This window comes from Serratia sp. P2ACOL2 (assembly GCF_003691565.1).
Classification (GTDB): domain Bacteria; phylum Pseudomonadota; class Gammaproteobacteria; order Enterobacterales; family Enterobacteriaceae; genus Serratia; species Serratia liquefaciens.
In genome coordinates, this window is the sequence record NZ_CP033162.1 from 3,958,532 (window position 1) to 3,978,205 (window position 19,674).

A 19,674-nucleotide genomic window follows, 5' to 3' on the forward strand; every position below is an offset into this window, starting at 1 on the left:
CAACCGCCCCTATCTATAACGACATTGAGGAACCCCCATGTCCAGCACTACCAACGTCAGGCTACGCCCACTGGAACGGGATGATTTGACGTTTGTCCATCAGATGGACAACAACGCCAGCGTGATGCGCTACTGGTTTGAAGAACCCTATGAAGCCTTCGTAGAACTTTCCGATCTCTACGACAAACATATCCACGACCAGAGCGAACGCCGCTTTATCATCGAACACCAGGGTGCCAAGGTCGGGCTGGTGGAACTGGTGGAGATCGACCATATCCACCGCCGCGCGGAATTTCAGATCATCATCGACCCGACGCATCAGGGCAAAGGCTACGCCACTATCGCCGCCAAGCTGGCGATGGACTACGGTTTCTCGGTACTGAACCTGTACAAGCTGTACCTGATCGTCGATAAAGAAAACCCGAAGGCAATCCACATCTACAGCAAATTGGGCTTTGAAGTCGAAGGCGAGCTGATTGACGAATTCTTCGTTAACGGTGAATACCGTACCGTGCTGCGCATGTGCATCTTCCAGCCGCAGTACATGGCGAAATTCAAAACCGCCGCCAGCGATCAACCTTTGGTTAAGTGACAATAAAAAACCCGCGAGAGCGGGTTTTTACTATCATGATATTTGGGATTATCCCAACGGCAGGAAAAGACAGCTGCGGCATCAACCATAGCGTCCGGTAATATAATCCTCGGTGCGGCGCTGGCGCGGTGAAGTAAAGATGTCATCGGTGTCGTTGTACTCCACCAGCCGCCCCTGATGAATAAAGGCGGTGTAGTCGGAGACGCGTGCCGCCTGCTGCATGTTGTGCGTCACCAGCACCACGCTGTACTGCTGCTTCAGCGCGGAAATCAGCTCTTCAATGGTCAATGTGGAGATCGGATCCAACGCCGAGGTCGGCTCATCCAGCAGCAGCACTTCCGGCTCGATGGCTATCGCCCGTGCAATCACCAACCTTTGCTGCTGGCCGCTGGAAAGACGAAACGCGTTCTCGCGCAGCCGGTCTTTGACCTCGTGCCACAGCGCGGCGGCACGCAGCGAACGCTCCACCGCCTCATCGAGGATCCGTCGGTCACGCACGCCCTGCAGACGCAGGCCGTAAACCACGTTTTCATAAATCGATTTCGGGAAAGGGTTCGGCCGTTGGAAAACCATGCCGACCCGCCGTCTTAACGCCGCAACGTCGATTTGCGCGCCGCCAATGCTTTGACCGTTCAGTTGCAAATCGCCTTCAATCCGGCAGTTGTCCACCAAATCATTCATACGGTTGAAACAGCGCAGCAGCGTGGATTTGCCGCAGCCGGACGGGCCGATCAGCGCCGTCACCCGGTGCTTGGGAATACGCAGCGAGATATCGTGCAGCACCTGTTTTTCGCCATAAAACAGGTTGAGGTCGTTTACCGCCAGCGCGGTATGTTCATCATCAAGGTGCTGGACATCCAACCGGGGCAAACTGCCTGGCGTCATCAAACTCATTAGGCACTCCCCAGGAATAACATCGTTGTTACTGCGACCATGCTCTGTACCGCTCCCTCAGCGAATGGCGAATGCCCATCGCCGCCAGATTCAAGCCCACGACAATCGCCACCAGCAGGAAGGCGGTGGCGAACACCAGCGGCCGGGCTGCCTCCACGCTCGGGCTCTGGAAGGCCATATCGTAGATCTGGAAGCTCAGGTGCATAAACTTCCGCTCCAGATGCAGATACGGGAAAATATCATCTACCGGCAGCACCGGCACGGATTTCACTACCCCCACCAGCATTAATGGTGCCGTCTCCCCGGCGGCTCGCGCCACCGCCAGGATCAGGCCGGTCATCATCGCCGGCGCCGCCATCGGCAACACAATACGCCACAGCGTTTCCGCCCGGCTGGCGCCCAGCGCCAACGAGCCCTGGCGCAACGAAGCAGGAATGCGCGACAGCCCCTCTTCGGTAGCGACAATCACCACCGGCAACGTCAACAGCGCCAGCGTCAAGGCCGCCCACAGCACGCCCGGCGTGCCAAAGGTCGGGTTAGGCAACGACTCCGGGTAGAACAGCTGATCGAGCGTGCCGCCAATCATATAGACGAAGAAGCCAAGGCCAAATACGCCATAGACAATCGACGGTACGCCGGCCAGATTAACCACGGCAATGCGGATCAGCCGCGTCAGCAGATTATTGCCTGCGTATTCATGCAGGTAAACGGCGGCAATCACGCCAAACGGCATCACCACGATCGACATCAGGATCACCATCAGCACCGTGCCGAAAATCGCCGGGAATACGCCGCCTTCGGTATTGGCCTCTCGCGGGCTGTCGCTGAGGAATTTCTTCACCTGTTCGCCCCAGTGCACCAACTTTTGCGTGGTATTCATCGCGTTGGGGTACCAGGCATCGCGCACCTGGCTTAGCGCAATGGTATGGGTCTGGCCATGCATGTCACGCAGCAACAGCGCATCGCGATGGCGATCGCGGTTCAAACCTTCCAGACGATCGGAAAGCAGTCGATATTGACGTTGCAGTTCCAGCCGCTCGGCGTTGATTGACGCCTGTGCGCGGGCGTCTAGCTTATCTTCCCGCTGTAAGCTTTTCTCTCGCAGACGCAGCGTATCGAACCGCTGATTAATGCGCGCCATATCGCGAAACTGAATATCATGGGCCTGACGCGAAAGCGCGGCAATCTGCGGCAAACGTTGCAGCAGCGCCTGGCTAAGATTGCGGCCAGTCAGCGGCTGACCATCCTCCAGCATACCGGCCAGATAACCGTAAGCGGTGCCGTTGTTATTACGTTCCAGCACCAGCAGATCGCGCGGCGTGCTTTGGCGAACAATGTCACCGGCCAGCAGCGTACGGAAGTCTTGTCCTTCGCTCTCGCGGTTGCCCACCTTGATCAGATAGCGCTCAAAACTTTGCGCATTCCCCGGCGGCAGTGCGATACCGGACTCCAGCAGTTGCCGGCGCGGAATGCTTTGCTGCTGATACAGCTCGCCGATCATCGTCACCGGCCCTGCGGCACTCTGGTTGAGCTCAAACTGATAGACCGGGCTCGGCCAGAAATAGCGCATCCCCTGTCCGGCCAGCAGCAGCATAATGCCGAGCAGCGCCAACAGGCTGACGGCCACCGACCCGGCGGTCAGCCAGATCCACGGCGAACCGCTCTTCGCCCAGCGCTTCATGGCGCCTCCTGGTTCAGGGTATAGCGCTCACGCAGCCGCAGTCGGATCGCCTCCGCCAGCGTGTTGAAGACAAAGGTGAAAATAAACAGCACCAGCGCAGTCAGGAACAGCACCCGGTAATGGCTACTGCCGGCGACCGCTTCCGGCATTTCTATGGCGATATTGGCCGCCAGGGCGCGCAGGCCCTGGAACAGGCTGCCGTCGATAACCGGCGTATTTCCGGTCGCCATCAGCACAATCATGGTCTCCCCCACCGCGCGGCCAAAGCCAATCATCAGCGCCGAGAAAATGCCGGCGCTGGCCGAAGGCAGCACCACGCGTATCACGGTTTGCCACTGGGTCGCCCCCAACGCCAGCGACCCTTGGCTCAGGGTTGCCGGTACGCTGAACAACGCGTCTTCCGCCAAAGAGAAAATAATCGGCACTAACGCAAAGCCCATCGCCACGCCAACCACTAGCGCATTGCGCTGGTCATAATCATCGCCCAGCCAGAAATGCAGCGGCTCGCCGAACAGTTTCACTTCCAGCCAGGGCCCCACGCTAAACGCCAGCCAGACGGTCAGTACAATCAGCGGCAACAGGATCAGCAGATCGACGCCCGGCGGCAGGCGCCGCGGGGCAAACCGGTTCATCAGCGCACCGCATGCCAGCACCATCGCCGCCAACAGCAAGGGGAGCGACAACACCGCCAGCAGATAATATTCAATCACCGGCGCCAGCCAGATGCCCGCCACCAGCCCGATTACCACCGTCGGTAAAGCCCCCATCACCTCAATCGCCGGTTTAATCACCCGCCGCAGTCCGGCCGACATGAAATAGGCGGTATAAACTGCCCCGGCCAGCGCCAGCGGAATGGCGAACAGCATGGCATAGGCCGCGGCCTTGAAGGTGCCAAAAATCACCGGCATCAGGCTGAATTTGGCCTGATAGCTGTCCTCGCCAGAGGTGGATTGCCAGACGTAAGCCGGTTCGGGGTAATTCTCGTACCACACCTTGTGCCAAAGCGAGCGCCAGGTGACGTCGGGATAAGGGTTGTCGATCGCATAATGTTGCCAGCCCTGTGCCGTTTCCAGCAGCAGGCCATCACCGCGTGGAGCGAACGCCATCTGCTGTACCCCGGCGCTCAGCCTGCCGTTCAACAGTGGCTGCGGCTGGATGCTGGAAAACAGCGAGAAACCGCCGTCCGGTCTCAGGGTGGCGAACACCCGGCGATAAGGTTCGGCCACCAGCAAATCCTGCGGCTCGGACTGGTGGTCGAAATGCTGCACCGGCGTCAGTTGCCAGCGCCGATCTTTTTCGACATCAAACCATTCGCGTACGCTGCCGTCAGGCGCTTCGATCAGCAACGCGCTGCCGCCAGGCAACGCCGTCAGTTGATAAGGAGAATGTTCGCCAAGCGTACGCGTTTCTTTTAGCTGCAGCTGCGTGTCATTAATTTGGTAGCGCGCCAGCCGATTCCCCGCCAGCAGATACAATTGGCGACCGTCGGGCGTCAATACCAACTGCTGCACCGCACTGTCCAGCGTGATCTCACTTAGCTGCGGCGGGTGGTCGCTGCCGAAACGGCCAAACACCAAACGACGATCTTCGGTCACACCGGCCAGAAGGTACTGCCCACGGCGTGCTTCAGCCAACGTCAGCAGCGTTAATGCTCGCCCCTGTTTATCCAACGTCAGCGGTCGTTGCCCAAGCGGAAACAACCACTGCGGTGCCGACGCCCCGGCTGCTGCGAAGTCCGCACTGGCGACGATAAACCGGCCGTCGGCCTGTGCCAAAGCAAACAGATCGCGTTCGCCGGCCGCCTGAGTCAGCAGCGTCGGTTTGGCCAGCAGCGTCTGTTGCGTCAGAGGATGGGCGTTCTGCTGCGTCAGAGGATAGAACTGCCCCTGCCCTTGCGCATCGATGCGGTAACCTATCCGCTGCTGCACATCCATACCCAGCGCCAGCGCAGGTGCAGAGGCATTGATCGTCAGCGGTTTCGCCTGCCCCATTGCCGCCGGTTTAAACAGCGGCAGCACCGCAAACAGCAGGTAAACGAAGATCAGCATCAGCGTCATCAACACCAGCAGCCCGCTGACGGTAACCGCCGCCTGAACGCTACGGTCGATGCGCGCGCGCAGGCGATCCCGGGGATGTTGGTTTACCGTAGTTTGTGCCATGTCTCTCGCTGTCGCTGATGTAAGCAGGCTTGCGCCATAGAATAACCGGGCATCTTATGTCAGTTTTGTGACGTTTGCATGACAAAGTTGCCTGCCGCCAATATCGAATTTAACGCTATTCATTAGCATTATTAACCCTATATATTGCTGAAAAATGATGATTAAGCCGATCATCTGTAGAGATATTTAGCATTATTGTCTTCATTTTATATTGCTCCGACATGTTCAACGCCCCGAACGCCGCAGAGAATATTTTTACGCCTTAAAATGCCTCGCCCCAAGGTAATGGATATGTTGGACTTTCCTGTCAATCTCTCGCAATAATGATGAAGGACACTAGAGCGGCATCCGGGCGCTGCGTCCCGGATCCTTTTCTAAAATTGAACTGGAGTGGCAATGGGTCAGGAAAAGCTCTACATCGAAAAAGAACTAAGCTGGTTATCCTTTAATGAACGCGTGTTGCAGGAAGCCGCAGATAAGAGCAATCCCCTGATTGAGCGCATGCGTTTTCTGGGCATTTATTCCAATAACCTTGACGAGTTCTATAAGGTCCGCTTTGCCGATCTCAAACGACGCATTCTGATCAGCGAAGAACAGGGCTCTGGCGGCGCTTCACGCCATCTGCTGAAAAAGATCCAGGCCAAGGTATTAAAAACCGATCAAGAATTCGACAGCCTGTATAACGATTTGCTGCTGGAAATGGCACGCAACCAGATCTTCCTGATCAACGAACGCCAGGTGTCGGAAAACCAGCAAATCTGGCTGCGGCAATACTTTAAACAGCATCTGCGCCAGCACATCACGCCGATCCTGATCAACAATGAAACCAACCTGGTGCAGTTCCTGAAAGACGATTACACCTATCTGGCGGTGGAGATTATCCGCGGTACGCGCATCGATTACGCGCTGCTGGAGATCCCGTCCGACAAGGTACCGCGCTTCGTCAACCTGCCGCCGGAAGCCCCTCGTCGCCGCAAGCCGATGATCCTGCTGGATAACATTCTTCGCTACTGCCTGGACGACATCTTCAAGGGCTTCTTCGATTACGACGCGCTCAACGCCTATTCGATGAAAATGACCCGCGATGCGGAATACGATCTGGTTACCGAGATGGAGTCCAGCCTGCTGGAACTGATGTCTTCCAGCCTGAAGCAGCGCCTGACTGCAGAGCCGGTGCGCTTTGTTTATCAGCGCGACATGCCCAATGAAATGGTGGAACTGCTGCGCGGCAAGCTCGGTATTTCCAACTATGATTCGGTCATTGCCGGCGGCCGTTACCATAACTTCAAAGACTTCATCGGTTTTCCGAACGTCGGCAAGGCCAACCTGGTCAACAAACCGCTGCCGCGCCTGCGCCATACCTGGTTCGAAAAATTCCGCAACGGGTTTGACGCCATTCGCGAGCACGACGTGCTGCTTTACTACCCGTACCACACCTTTGAACACGTGCTGGAGCTAGTGCGCCAGGCGTCGTTCGACCCCAGCGTGCTGGCGATCAAAATCAATATTTACCGCGTGGCAAAAGACTCGCGCATCATCGAATCGATGATCCACGCCGCCCATAACGGCAAAAAAGTCACGGTGGTGGTGGAGCTGCAGGCGCGCTTTGATGAAGAGGCCAATATCCACTGGGCCAAGCGCCTGACGGAAGCCGGGGTGCACGTTATTTTCTCCGCGCCTGGCTTGAAAATTCACGCCAAACTGTTCCTGATCTCACGCCGTGAAGGCGACGAGATTGTGCGCTATGCTCATATCGGCACCGGTAACTTTAACGAGAAAACCGCGCGCATTTACACCGACTATTCATTGCTGACCGCCGATGCGCGCATCACCAACGAAGTACGCCGGGTGTTCAACTTTATCGAAAACCCGTACCGGCCGGTAACCTTCGACAACCTGATGGTGTCGCCGCAGAACTCGCGTCTGAAACTGTATGAGTTGATCGACAACGAAATTGCCAACGCCGAAGCCGGGCTTCCGGCCGGCATTATGCTGAAAATCAACAATCTGGTGGATAAAGGGCTGGTAGATCGGTTATATACCGCCTCCGGCGCCGGCGTAAAAATCCGCCTGTTGGTGCGCGGGATGTGTTCTTTGATTCCCAACCTGCCGGGGATCAGTGACAATATTCAGATAATCAGCATCGTCGACCGCTATCTGGAACACGATCGGGTTTACGTTTTCGAAAACAAAGGTGACAAACTGGTTTATCTGTCCTCTGCCGACTGGATGACCCGTAACATAGATTACCGCATCGAAGTCGCGGTCTCGCTGCTGGATCCAACGCTGAAACAACGGGTTCTGGATATTCTGGAAATCCTGTTCAGCGACACGGTCAAGGCGCGTTACCTCGATAAAGAACTGAGCAACCAGTACGTGCCGCGCGGCAACCGCCGCAAAGTCCGTTCTCAGGTTGCCATTTACGAGTATTTAAAAGCTCTGGAACAACCAGGACAGTAGGCCAGCAACTATGCCGCTAAAAAGCACTGCAACGAACAAACCGCAGGAAATCGCTGCCATCGACCTCGGGTCGAACAGCTTCCACATGGTGATTGCCCGCGTCGTCAATGGCGCCTTACAGGTATTGGGGCGTTTAAAACAGCGGGTCCACCTCGCCGATGGATTGGACAGCAACAATGTGCTCAGTGAAGAGGCAATAGAACGTGGCCTGGCCTGCCTGGCGCTGTTCGCCGAACGGCTGCAAGGCTTCCCGGCGGATAACGTCACCATCGTCGGTACCCATACCTTGCGCCAGGCGGTGAACGCCGAGGTATTCCTCAAGCGCGCAGCCAAAGTGATCCCCTACCCGATCGAAATCATCGCCGGGCAGGAAGAGGCGCGCCTGATCTTTATGGGTGTGGAACATACCCAACCGGAAAAAGGTCGCAAGCTGGTGATCGACATCGGCGGCGGTTCTACCGAGCTGGTGATCGGAGAAGATTTTGAACCCCTGCTGGCGGAAAGCCGCCGCATGGGCTGCGTCAGCTTCGCCCAACAGTTCTTCCCGGGCGGAGAAATCAGCAAAAACAACTTCAAACGCGCACGCCTGGCGGCGGCACAGAAGCTGGAAACGCTGGCCTGGCAGTACCGCATTCAGGGCTGGCAATATGCTCTGGGCGCGTCGGGCACCATCAAGGCCGCGCACGAAGTGCTGGTGGCAATGGGCGAAAAAGATGGCCTGATCACCCTCGAGCGACTGGAAATGATGGCGGAACAGGTGCTGCAGTTTAAAAATTTCAGCGCAATGAGCCTGCCGGGGCTGTCGGAAGACCGCCAGTCGGTGTTTGTGCCGGGGTTGGCAATCCTGTGCGGCGTGTTCGATGCGTTGGCGATCCGCGACCTGCGCCTTTCCGACGGTGCGCTGCGCGAAGGCGTGCTGTATGAGATGGAAGGCCGTTTCCGTCATCAGGACATTCGCAGCCGCACCGCCAAGAGCCTGGCCGATCACTACAATATCGACCGCGAGCAGGCCAAACGGGTGCTGGATACCACTGAGCTATTGTATGCGCAGTGGATGGCGCAAAATACCAAGCTGGCGAACCCGCAGTTGGAAGCCTTGCTGAAATGGGCAGCGATGTTGCACGAAGTGGGGTTGAGCATCAACCACAGCGGCATGCATCGCCACTCGGCCTACATTCTGCAAAACACCAACCTGCCAGGCTTCAACCAGGAGCAGCAGTTGCTGCTGTCAGCGCTGGTACGCTTCCATCGCAAGGGTATCAAGCTGGAAGAATTGCCGCGCCTGAACCTGTTCAAGAAAAAGCATTACCTGCCGCTGATCCAACTGTTGCGTCTGAGTACCCTGCTCAACAACCAGCGCCAGTCGACCACCACGCCGGAAACGCTGCGCCTGAGCACCGACGATAACCACTGGACGCTGCGCTTCCCGGCCGGTTATCTGGCGCTGAACAACCTGGTGCAACTGGATCTCGAACGTGAACAGGCCTATTGGAACGACGTCGTGGGCTGGAAACTGATTTGCGAAGAGGAAGGTTCGCAAGACGAGCAGCGCTCAGCCTGAGTCTGTCGCCCCCGTACTGCGGGGGCGACAATCAATTCTGTTCTGATAGCAACGTCGCCAAGGGTTGTGGTTCGCCGACGAAATACCCCTGCATATAGTCTACGCCCACCCCTTTCAACGCGACCAACTGCTCCAGGCTTTCTACGTATTCCGCCACAATGGTCAAGCGCTTCATTCGCGCGACTTTACAGATAGAGGCAATCACCTGGAAATCCACCGCGCTGGTCAGCATGTCACGTACAAAGCTGCCGTCGATTTTCAGCATATCAACCGGCAACATCTTGAGCCGATCGTAACCGGCATAGCCGGTGCCGAAGTCATCCAGAGCAATGCGGCAGCCCATTTCACGCAGCGCCTGCAGGTTGGCGCCGGCGTAATCTGTATTCTGCAGCAGATGCGACTCGGTCACTTCCAACGTCAGTTGATATGGCTCAATTCGGTACCGCTGTAACAGGTTGTCTACATCCTGGCTCAGCATCGGTCGGCACAGCGAAGAAGGCGACAAGTTCACCGCAAAGCGTGCACTGGGCAGATCGATACGGTGCTGGTCCATAAACTTCAACGTATTGCTCAGCACCCACAGATCCAGACGATAAGCCAGGCCAAACTCATGCGCCACCGGCAGAAAATCATTCGGCGATACTGTGTTCCCCTGATCGTCGCGCATACGCAGCAGAATCTCATAATAACGATCACCTCGCAGGCCCACTATCGGCTGCGCCATTAAGATAAAGCCGTCGTTATCCAACGAACGTTGTACCCCATGCAAGAGCGCCACCTTGCGTTTGACTTCATCCTGCACCAAATTGCCGCTGCTCTGCACATTCTCCGGCTTACCGCTGGTCAGAGATACTTCCGCCAACGCGCTAAGCTCCCCCAGCAACTGGTAGAGGTGTTCAAAATCGGGCAGCACGCTACAATACCCTAATCCCAGCGGGGGGTGCAGCGGCAAACCGTTCCAGATCAGGCGGAATTTTTCCAACGCGCGGTAAATCGCTTCGACCTTTTCTTCGCTATTGTCCGCATCCACTCGCAGCAACAAGTCATAGCCCGGCAGATGATAAACCCCTTCACCAGGGGCCAATACCTGATGCAGCAGCGCCGCCAGTTGCTGTTTGAAACGAATACGAAGCTGCATGCCATAGTTACGGCTCAGCAAATCCAGTTCGCTGACGCGCAGGAAACACAGGGTTGAAGGCGGAGACTGAGCCAGATCACGCTTGAGGGCACGCAGGTTCGGCAGGCCAATTACCGGATCTTGCAGCGAGGCGCTTTGTGCCCTGGCATGGCTTAACCGTTGGTGAGTATTGAGCGCCGACATCAGGAAAATGCACAGGGTGAACACCACCATCATCGAAGAGATGACCGCCAGGTTATGCAACAGGTTGTCGGGCTGTGAAGCGCCGGGATAATGAAAAAACAGCACCAACAGAGTGGCAGACCAGATAAGGCAGTTGAATTGATAGCCAAAACGCATCGCACCGTAGAGCATTACCGGCAGCAGTAAGACCAGTCCGTACCCCCCGAGCAACAGGGGAATGGCCTCTTTAGCGTGATGGGACAGCACCGCCACCATCCCCACCAGCACCAACAGCCACAGCGACAGCTCTTTTTTATCGACGTTTGGCGCCATTTCACGACCAAAGCGTCGCCAGAGCGTCAGGGCAAAACGGGGTTTATTCAAGATGCGCAACATGATGTAGAGCAAGGGCATGGCGGAGAGACAGCCCAGCAGCAGCGCTTGAAAATTAACCAGCGCCATCAGGTAGCTGTTATCGCCGGGCATCATCCCGAGTTCGTCGGGCAACCGGGCAAAGGCGACCAGCAGTTTCAGGCCGAAGACAAACAGCAATGCCGGTAGCACCACCAGCCAGATTAGCCGCTCCTTCACCAGCGCCGCGCCACCTGGGGCCGCACACCAACGGCGTTGCGTTTGCCTGCGATACCCCAGCCAACACAGGCTCAGGCAAGACAGGTACAGCAACGTCACCAGCAGGCCGCTTTCCAGGCCCAGCCGGTGGGCGTAACGCAGCATGATCGCGAGGGCAATACCCGGCAGCGCCCGCCAGTCGTAGACCATCAACAGCGCAATACAGGCGGTGAGCGGTAGATAGAGCAGATAGACTTTGCCTTCAGGCAGCATTATCCGCGGCGATAGCCAACCGGCGAACGGGATCAATAACAGGCTCCAGAGGAGGGGACACCCCCACCAGCGCTCGCGTAAATGCTTCCAGAATGTTGGCTTGATCATAAAAATAACGAGTCCGTCAGGGCGTAATTCCATTCACGCGTTCGGGTAACAAGGCAGGTTCCTTTTCGTACCTCTATCCATTCATGAGGCAAGCTGAAAGTATCATATGCGACAGGAGAATGGCGGAAATTTTAGGCGCCAGGCGGGGGTGAGGCTTGACTCCGATCAACCAAAGAGGAAAAGTTGGGTAAAAATGTGTAAGCCTATTTTTTGTCTCATCTTAAGCTGCTGATCCGACAGATAAAGCCAAACTTAAGCTAAACAGCGGCGAGATACCGGGGTTTGCTGCCCGGAAATATATACTCTAAATAATTGGAGTTGCATCGAGGCGGCAACGCAGCGAATCCCCAGAAGCTTACACTAGTAAGTGACTGGGGTGAGTGAGGAAAGCCAACAAAGATGCAGCTTCAAGTATGACGGGTATAGACAATATTTGTCATCAATGGCTAGAATTCCGTTTACACTCTATAGGCCTGCATCAGCGTTCAATATCTCTATAAATTTCAAGTGGCCGCAGCACGGCCAGCGTGAAAGATGGCGGGCATAACACAGGAAACCGGCATGCCGGGTGATATATGCGTAGAAAATCCACCGGACAGATGACCAAAATAGTGCTGTTTGTCAGCTTTATCATTTTAGTCGGCCGTCTGCTGTATGCCGCGGTCGTCGCGGTGCCCCACCATCAGGAAAAAAAACTCGCCCCTCAGCAAAGCACCACTGAGATGAGCGACGAAAACCGGGACACCACTCCCTGAACTCACAGATTCAAGTTATCCCGCAGGGCTTGCGAATAGTTAAGCAGCCTGCCGTCGGCCAGTATCTCGGCGCGCCAGACCCCTTACTTATTCCTCAGCAACTGCTCCCATTTCATAAAAATGACGCCTGCATTCACTATGCTCTATCTAGTCCAGAGTGGGTCTTAAGGATCACTGAGTGCCAGTAAGGAAGACCATGTCAGCTGCAACACATAACGTTAAAAAAGTCGCTGAGTACCGCCAGCGCATTCTTTCTCTGCTGTTAAACAACAAAGATCTGGTCGATGGCATTCTCGGCCGGCCAGGGGATGAGAACGCCCTCAGCAAAAGCGAGCTGCTAAACCAGACAGCAGAAATCACCGGCCTGCTGGACGACATGCACGCCGCTGACCTGGCGGACCTGCTGGAAGCGCTGCCCCAAGACGAGCGACTGGCACTGTGGCGGCTGGTGGGGAACGCCAAACGCGGTCAAACGCTGGTGGAAGTTGCCGAGCCCGTGTGGGACAGCCTGATCGAAGAGATGAGCGACAAGGACCTGCTCAAAGCGATCAAGACGTTGGACGTCGATGAACAAGCCTATTTGGCACAATACCTGCCGCGTAACCTGATGGGCCGCCTGTTGACCTCCATGGAGCCGGATCAACGCGCACAGGTGCGCGAGATGATCCACTACGGCAAGGACACCGTCGGCTGGATGATGGATTTTGAACTGGTCACGGTACGCCCCGACGTCACTATCGGTGCCGTACATCGCTTCTTGCGCCTGCGCAAAACCATCCCGGAAGCCACCGACAAACTCTTCGTCACCGATCGTAAAAATACTCTGCTGGGTGAACTGCCGCTCACCGCCGTGCTGCTTAATGACCCGGAAACCCTGGTCCAGACGGTGATGGACAGCGACCCTACCAGCTTCCAGCCGGATGACAAGGCCGAAGCGGCAGCCAGCGCATTCGAACGTTATGACCTGATCAGCGCCCCGGTGGTCGACGCCAAGGGCAAGCTGATGGGCCGTTTGACCATCGAAGAGATCGTCGACGTGGTCAATGAAGAAAGCGACAGTAACCTGCGCCGCATGGGGGGCTTAAGCCCGGAAGAAGATGTGTTTGCCCCGGTCAGCAAGGCGGTGAAAACCCGCTGGGCGTGGCTGGCCATCAACCTGTGTACCGCGTTTATCGCCTCGCGCGTCATCGGTCTGTTCGAACACACCATTTCACAACTGGTGGCGCTGGCGGCGTTAATGCCGATCGTCGCGGGGATCGGCGGCAATACCGGTAATCAGACCATCACCATGATCGTACGCGCGCTGGCACTGCACCAAATTGAGGTCGGCAACATTTCCCGCCTGATGTTCAGAGAACTGGGGGTGGCCATTATCAACGGCGTGGTCTGGGGCGGCATCATGGGAGTCGTGACCTGGCTGCTGTACGGCGACTGGGCGATGGGCGGCGTCATGACGCTGGCGATGATCCTCAACCTGCTGGTAGCCGCGCTGATGGGGGTGGTGATCCCGATGACCATGCTCAAACTGGGGCGCGATCCGGCGGTAGGTTCCAGCGTATTGATCACCGCTCTGACCGATACCGGCGGCTTCTTTATCTTCCTCGGACTGGCCACCTTGTTCCTGCTTTAAACCTCCAGAAGGCCGGCCACGCGCCGGCTTTTGCGCTTGCTCACTAAAGCTGTCTGATTCAGTGGGTTTTATTGCCGCGCTGTACTACCCTTTGCCAATAAACTTTCCATCTCATTCGCGTCATGACCTCGTTCAGTGACAGATGCCAGAGTTAAGGGTTGTCTATGGATATCAGCGCACCGAATCATCTCATCACGCGTCAGGGCGCCTTGTTGACGCACAGCCTGCTGGCGGCGATGGCGGTATTTTTACTGGCATTGCTGTGCCTGACGCTGTCGAACGAATCCAGCCACTTTACCCCGCTGTGGTTCCCCACTGCCGCCATTATTGCCGTGCTGTTTCGCCACTCGCCACGCCAATGGGGGTTACCGCTGCTGGCATGCGGGGTTGGCATCGTGGCCGCCAGCGTCACGCTGTTCGGCTTCAGCTGGTTTCCGGTAAAACTGACCCTGATCAACCTGCTGGAAGCCGTGGTTTGCACCCTGCTGTTGCGCCGCATGCTGCTGCAGGACGATCCGCTGAACAGCCTGGCCAGTTGGCTTAAATTTGTCGTCTGCGCGGTGATATTCACCCCTTTGTTCAGCGCCCTGCTGGCCGCCTGGTGGGTTCCCGCCCCGGGTCACCCTTTCTGGCACCCCTTCAGTACCTGGTTTATTTCAGAAGCCATCGGCGTCCTGTCGCTGACGCCCATCGGGCTGGTCTATCGCCGTCGCATGCTGGATACGCTGAATCTGTACACTCTGCTGCTGACGTTGATAGTCGCGCTGACCTTCAGCTATCTGGCGCTGAGCTACCTGCCCTTTCCGTTCACCTTCGTCATTCTGCCGCTGCTGTGGGCGGCAATCGCGCTGCCGCGGCTCGAGGCTTTCGTCATCTGCTTTTGCACTACGCTGATGATCACCGTGATGATTTCCATCGGGTTGCTGCATTTTCATGCGCCCACCGGTCCGTTCAGCGATATCGAGATTTACCTGCCGATCCTGTTGATTTTGATCCCGGCGCATTCGATGGCCATGGTGATGCACGCCTTCCGGGTGGAGAAACAGCATATCGTCGAGAGTGAAACTCGCTTTCGTAATGCGTTGGAATATTCGGCCATCGGCATGGCGCTGGTGTCGCCGCAGGGGAAATGGCTGCAGGTCAATCAGGCGTTGTGCAAACTGCTCGACTATACCCCGGAGGCTCTGCGGCGCCTGACTTTCCAGGAAATCACCCACCCGGACGATCTGAACGCCGATCTGACGCAGCTGCACGATCTGCTCGACGGGCATATCAGCAGTTACACCCTGGAGAAACGCTATATTCGCAGCGACGGCGAGCACGTCTGGGCGCTACTGGCCGTATCGCTGGTGCGCGATGCCGAAGGGCTGCCGCTGTATTTTATTTCGCAGGTAGAAGACATCAGCGAATTGAAACGCACGGCCGCAGAGAACCATCGACTGATGGAGCGCATTACGCTGGCGAATAAAGTTGGCGGCATCGGCGTTTGGGAATGGATGATGCACGGCGAAGAGCTCACCTGGGACAAGCGTATGTTTGAACTTTACGACCTCAGCCCGGACCAGACGCCAACGTTTTCGCTATGGCGGACGCTGCTGGTACCGGAGGATCGTGAACGCACCGACCGTGAGATGGCCACATTGTTGAAGCGGCCGGGCCCCTTTGTACTGGAGTTCCGACTGCTCACCCGCGAGGGAAAAGTGCGGCATATCCGCGGCCAGGGTAACGTTATTTTAGACGCTCAGGGTCTGCCGCTGCGCATGATCGGCACCAATATCGACATGACGGAAGTCCGTAATCTGACCGAAGCACTGCACGAAGAAAAAGAGCGCCTGCACATTACGCTCGATGCGATCGGCGAAGCGGTGATATCCACCGACGACGAAATGCACATTACCTTTATGAACCCGGTGGCCGAACAAATGTGCGGCTGGCCGCTCAGTCTGGCGATCGGCATGCCCGTCGCCGGCGTGGTTCGAATGACCAACGGCAAAGACGGCGAAGAGGTAGAAAACCCGATCCAGTGCTGCCTGCAGGAAAACCGGCAGCTGTCCGCAGACTATGCCCTGGTGCTGCATGGTCGCGACGGTCGCTGTTTTGACATCCAGCAGTCGGTATCGCCATTGAAAACGATCGACGGCAACGTCATGGGCGCGGTGATGGTACTGCAGGATGTCACGGCCTCGCGCGAACTGATGCAGAAGTTGAGTTACAGCGCGTCGCACGATGCCCTGACCACGCTGCCCAATCGCACCAGTTTTGAAAAGCGCCTGAAGGCCGCTATCGCCAACGCCACTGAAAAAAGACTGCAGCACGCGCTGGTGTTCCTCGATCTCGACCGTTTCAAGGCGGTCAATGACAATGCCGGCCACGCCGCGGGCGACGCGCTGTTGAAAGATCTTTCCCTGTTGATGCGGCACCATCTGCGTAACAGCGACTGTCTGGCCCGGCTTGGCGGCGATGAGTTCGGGCTGATCCTGTTCGACTGCACGCGGGAACAGGCCCAGTCGCTGATACAGCAATTGGTTAATCACATCAGCCAGCACCCGTTCTTTTGGGAAGGGAAGATTTACCACGTCGGCGCCAGTGCAGGCGTAACCCGTATTGATGCCGATGCCGGCAAGAGCAGCGAGCTGCTGGCGCAGGCGGATATTGCCTGTTATACCGCCAAGCATCGCGGACGTGGCCAGGTTTATCTCTATGAGGCGCGTCAAAAAATGATCCTGGAACGTCAGCATGAACTGCTGACGCGTCAGGAAGTGACGGACATCATCAACGATGGGCAATTGTTGCTGCATGTCAGGGCGGTCGCACCGCCAAAAACGCCGCTGGCGGTCTGTTTCTATCAGTTGAAACTGCAGGTGAGGGATCAGGACGGTCAGGCGCTGGCGAGCGACGATTTTATCTCCGCTGCCCGGCTATACGATCTGACGCAAGAGGTTGACCGCTGGATCATCGGGCAGATTTTGACGCAGCGCGCCCCTGATATTGCCCGCAAGGGGTTGTCCATCGCGCTGCCGCTGACAACCGACAGCCTGCTGGACGCCAGCTTCCAGGACGATCTGCTGGCAGCGCTGGACGCCTCCCCCTTGCAACCAGGAGCATTGCTGCTGGCGGTCGATGATGCGGTGGTGCTGGAGCACGCCGGTATTTGCAGGCCGTTCCTCCATCAGTTGCAGCAACGGGGCTGCAAGCTGATCGTTAACGGTTTTGGGCACAGCCTCAACGCCTTTGACGAGTTGCATGGCCAAAAGATTGACTATATCCGCGTCGACGAACGCTTCATCACCAACGTGCACTGCAACCAGATGGACGAACTGATGGTGTCGATGCTCAATGGGGCGACGCATCGGGTGCACGCCCAAACGCTGGCCGGCCCGGCACACCAGCAGATAACGCTGAACACCCTGCAGGCGATTGGCATCGATCTGTCGGACGGCGACGCCATCGCACTGGAACAATCGCTGACGGAACTGCTCAGCGGCGGTTACTTTGGTATCCGCTAGTCGCCATTCCCAGCAATATCCCCCTGCCTTTCGAGCGGCGGCCTCGCCGCCGCATCTCATCCATTCTGCTTTTTTTGCTTAGCCCGCCTGAGGTTAGTGGTATAACTAACAGGTCAAAGTTAATCGCTTGCATAACACCTCGATACGGAAATCAGCATGCGAATTAATTTTTTCCTCTCTCAATACACCTAATTGTTCAGGGATGAATGGCTATGAAAAAAGAGTGGTTTGCCGCCAGAGAGCTGACCGGCATTGCAGGACTGCCCTCCTCGCCACAGGGCATCAATTTAATGGCCCGCCGCGAAGGCTGGATCAGTCGCCGGCGCAAAGGCGTGCAGGGCAAAGCGGTGGAATACCACATCAATAGCCTGCCGACCGGAGCGCGCAGCTTACTGATACTGCAAGAAGATCCTGCCGAATATCAGGTTGAACGCCAGGATCCGCTGGCGGTGTGGATTGAGTATTACCATCATCTGAGTGAAAGCGAGCGCGAGAAGGTACTGGCCTTCCTGATGCGCGAAGGAATAGACGGCCTGCTGACGCGCATTGCCGTCAAAGACTAGTCCGTAGCCGCTACCCGACAGCCTCCGTTGACGGCGCCCAGCCATCGTTATGCCACAGATGCAGCGTGGCGTAGGAACGCCAGGGTCGCCAGCTTTCAGCATAGCGCTCAATCTGGCGTGGCGTCATGCCGGGAAAACGCTGTTTGATCAGATAATCCCCCGCCAGGAACACGTCCGGCCACGACCAGGCTCGCATGGCGATATAGCTGGCGGTCCAACTGCCAATCCCCGGTAGCGCAGTCAGCGCCTTGATCCCCTGCTCAATATCCAGCACGTTCTCCAATTGCAACCGCCCTGCGGTCACCGCCTGCGCAATACCGATTAACGCCGCCGCTCGTTTCAGTTGCACGCCCAAGGGGCGCAGCGCCTCAGGCTGTAATCGCGCAATCTGTTCGGCAGTGGGAAAAACGTGGGTAATGCCACCGTAGGGCTGTTCCAGCGGGGTGCCCCAGAGTTCAGCCATCCGTCCGGCAAAGGTCGCCGCCATTTTGACGCTGACCAACTGCCCAAGCACCGCGCGGGTCGCCTGTTCGAATGCGTTGACGCAGCCAGGCAGCCGCAGGCCCGGCGCCTCGGCAGCCAACGGCCCCAACGCCTGAGCGATAAGGTCCGGCGCGGCGTCGAGATCAAACAGTTGGCGAGTGCGGCGCAGCACTTCCGTCGTCACCCGGCTCAGGGAAGGTGCAATTTCCACCCGTACCCGATTATGCGCCTCTTCCGGTTGCACGCTGACCCAGCCACGATATTCGATACCGCCCTGAGTGATGGCTATCGCCCGCAGGTAGTGTTGCCCCTCCACCCGCTCCACACCGCTCACCGCACGGGTTTGCAAAAAACCCAGCATGCGCGACCAGTCATAAGGCGGTCGATAGCTCAGATGAAACACCAGCCCGCTGGCGACGGTACGTTCGTTACGGCCGCTGCTGCTGCGCAGTGCCGAGGGGATCAGCCGGTAGCGCGCCTTGAACAGTTCGTTAAAACGCCGCAGGCTGCCGAAACCGGCGGCAAAGGCCACCTCACTCAGCGGCATATCGGTATCCGCCAGCAGGCGTTTGGCCTGCAACAGCCGGTGCGACTGGGCATAATCAATCGGCGAGGCGCCAAACTGATCGGCAAAAATACGCCGCAGGTGGCGATCGGAAATGCCTAGCCGCGTTGCCAGTTGCTCGCAGCTGTGCTCCGACAGATACCCCTGCTCGATCAACTGCACCGCCACCTGAGCATAGCGATTGCCGAGATCGATCAATGCCAACCCCGGCGCCAATTCCGGCCGACACTTCAGGCAGGGGCGAAACCCCGCCAATTCCGCCGCCGCCGCGCTCGGGTAAAAGGTGCAGTTTTCAATTTTTGGCGTACGGGCGCTGCACACCGGGCGACAATAAATACCGGTCGACGAAACGCCGACGAAGAAGCGACCGTCAAATTTGCGATCGCGTGCACTCAGTGCTTCATACAACGCCTGCTGTTGGTTTTTCATAGCCACGCTCGGGGTCAGTTTTTTGTGCATTATGCGACTCGATGGGTGCGCTGACGTGCGGGATTCGGACATTAAGTTAAGCATGCTAGCGCCGTCGCCGCTAAATTTTTCGTCAGTTAAGCGCTCTCAGATTGCCCAGGGGCCG

The 19,674-nt window shown here is 57.2% G+C and carries 12 protein-coding genes; 7 read left to right on the forward strand and 5 right to left on the reverse strand.

All coding sequences use genetic code 11. The features are described from left to right. Positions 1-37: 37 nt before the first annotated feature. Complete coding sequence (speG, locus tag EBA31_RS19245) at positions 38-592, forward strand: spermidine N1-acetyltransferase (RefSeq protein WP_020828075.1); 555 nt, start codon at positions 38-40, stop codon at positions 590-592. Between the two features lie 81 nt (positions 593-673). Here speG and pstB read toward each other — a convergent pair whose 3' ends face one another. From pstB to EBA31_RS19260, 3 genes are read right to left on the reverse strand one after another with little or no spacing between them, the layout of a single operon-like run. Beyond that, positions 674-1,486 (reverse strand): phosphate ABC transporter ATP-binding protein PstB, encoded by an 813-nt coding sequence (gene pstB, locus EBA31_RS19250; protein WP_020828076.1) that lies wholly within the window; start codon positions 1,484-1,486, stop codon positions 674-676. Between the two features lie 28 nt (positions 1,487-1,514). After that, entirely contained in the window at positions 1,515-3,167 is a 1,653-nt protein-coding gene (pstA, locus tag EBA31_RS19255; protein ID WP_122079993.1) for a phosphate ABC transporter permease PstA, read from the reverse strand. After that, positions 3,164-5,326 carry an ABC transporter permease subunit gene (locus EBA31_RS19260; protein WP_122079994.1) on the reverse strand — a complete coding sequence of 721 codons (2,163 nt, stop codon included), beginning with the start codon at positions 5,324-5,326 and terminating at the stop codon, positions 3,164-3,166. Before EBA31_RS19260 ends, pstA begins: the two co-directional genes overlap by 4 nt. Before the next feature lie 396 nt (positions 5,327-5,722). Between EBA31_RS19260 and ppk1 the strand changes: the two genes are divergently transcribed. Continuing rightward, the gene (gene ppk1 / locus EBA31_RS19265) at positions 5,723-7,786 is read left to right on the forward strand and encodes a polyphosphate kinase 1 (RefSeq protein ID WP_122079995.1); all 2,064 of its coding nucleotides are present in this window, start codon (positions 5,723-5,725) and stop codon (positions 7,784-7,786) included. A 10-nt stretch (positions 7,787-7,796) separates the two neighbouring features. Beyond that, positions 7,797-9,347, forward strand: a complete 1,551-nt coding sequence (gene ppx / locus EBA31_RS19270) for an exopolyphosphatase (RefSeq protein WP_020828080.1) — start codon at positions 7,797-7,799, stop codon at positions 9,345-9,347. Positions 9,348-9,378: 31 nt separating this feature from the next. Here ppx and EBA31_RS19275 read toward each other — a convergent pair whose 3' ends face one another. After that, positions 9,379-11,598: an EAL domain-containing protein gene (locus tag EBA31_RS19275; protein WP_238387478.1), complete on the reverse strand. Its 2,220-nt coding sequence runs from the start codon at positions 11,596-11,598 to the stop codon at positions 9,379-9,381. Positions 11,599-12,173: 575 nt separating this feature from the next. Between EBA31_RS19275 and EBA31_RS19280 the strand changes: the two genes are divergently transcribed. The 4 genes from EBA31_RS19280 to EBA31_RS19295 all read left to right on the forward strand — a co-directional run bounded on the left by EBA31_RS19280 (position 12,174) and on the right by EBA31_RS19295 (position 18,052). Continuing rightward, positions 12,174-12,353 (forward strand): YfgG family protein, encoded by a 180-nt coding sequence (locus tag EBA31_RS19280; RefSeq protein WP_020828082.1) that lies wholly within the window; start codon positions 12,174-12,176, stop codon positions 12,351-12,353. A 196-nt stretch (positions 12,354-12,549) separates the two neighbouring features. Beyond that, entirely contained in the window at positions 12,550-13,983 is a 1,434-nt protein-coding gene (mgtE, locus tag EBA31_RS19285; protein WP_020828083.1) for a magnesium transporter, read from the forward strand. A gap of 164 nt (positions 13,984-14,147) precedes the next feature. Next, a complete protein-coding gene (locus EBA31_RS19290) occupies positions 14,148-17,489 on the forward strand; it encodes a diguanylate cyclase (RefSeq protein WP_122079997.1) in 3,342 nt (1,113 codons plus the stop codon). A gap of 212 nt (positions 17,490-17,701) precedes the next feature. Continuing rightward, the gene (locus EBA31_RS19295; RefSeq protein ID WP_122079998.1) at positions 17,702-18,052 is read left to right on the forward strand and encodes a DNA-binding protein; all 351 of its coding nucleotides are present in this window, start codon (positions 17,702-17,704) and stop codon (positions 18,050-18,052) included. A 10-nt stretch (positions 18,053-18,062) separates the two neighbouring features. Here EBA31_RS19295 and alkA read toward each other — a convergent pair whose 3' ends face one another. After that, positions 18,063-19,559, reverse strand: a complete 1,497-nt coding sequence (alkA, locus tag EBA31_RS19300) for a DNA-3-methyladenine glycosylase 2 (RefSeq protein WP_122079999.1) — start codon at positions 19,557-19,559, stop codon at positions 18,063-18,065. Positions 19,560-19,674 lie beyond the last annotated feature (115 nt).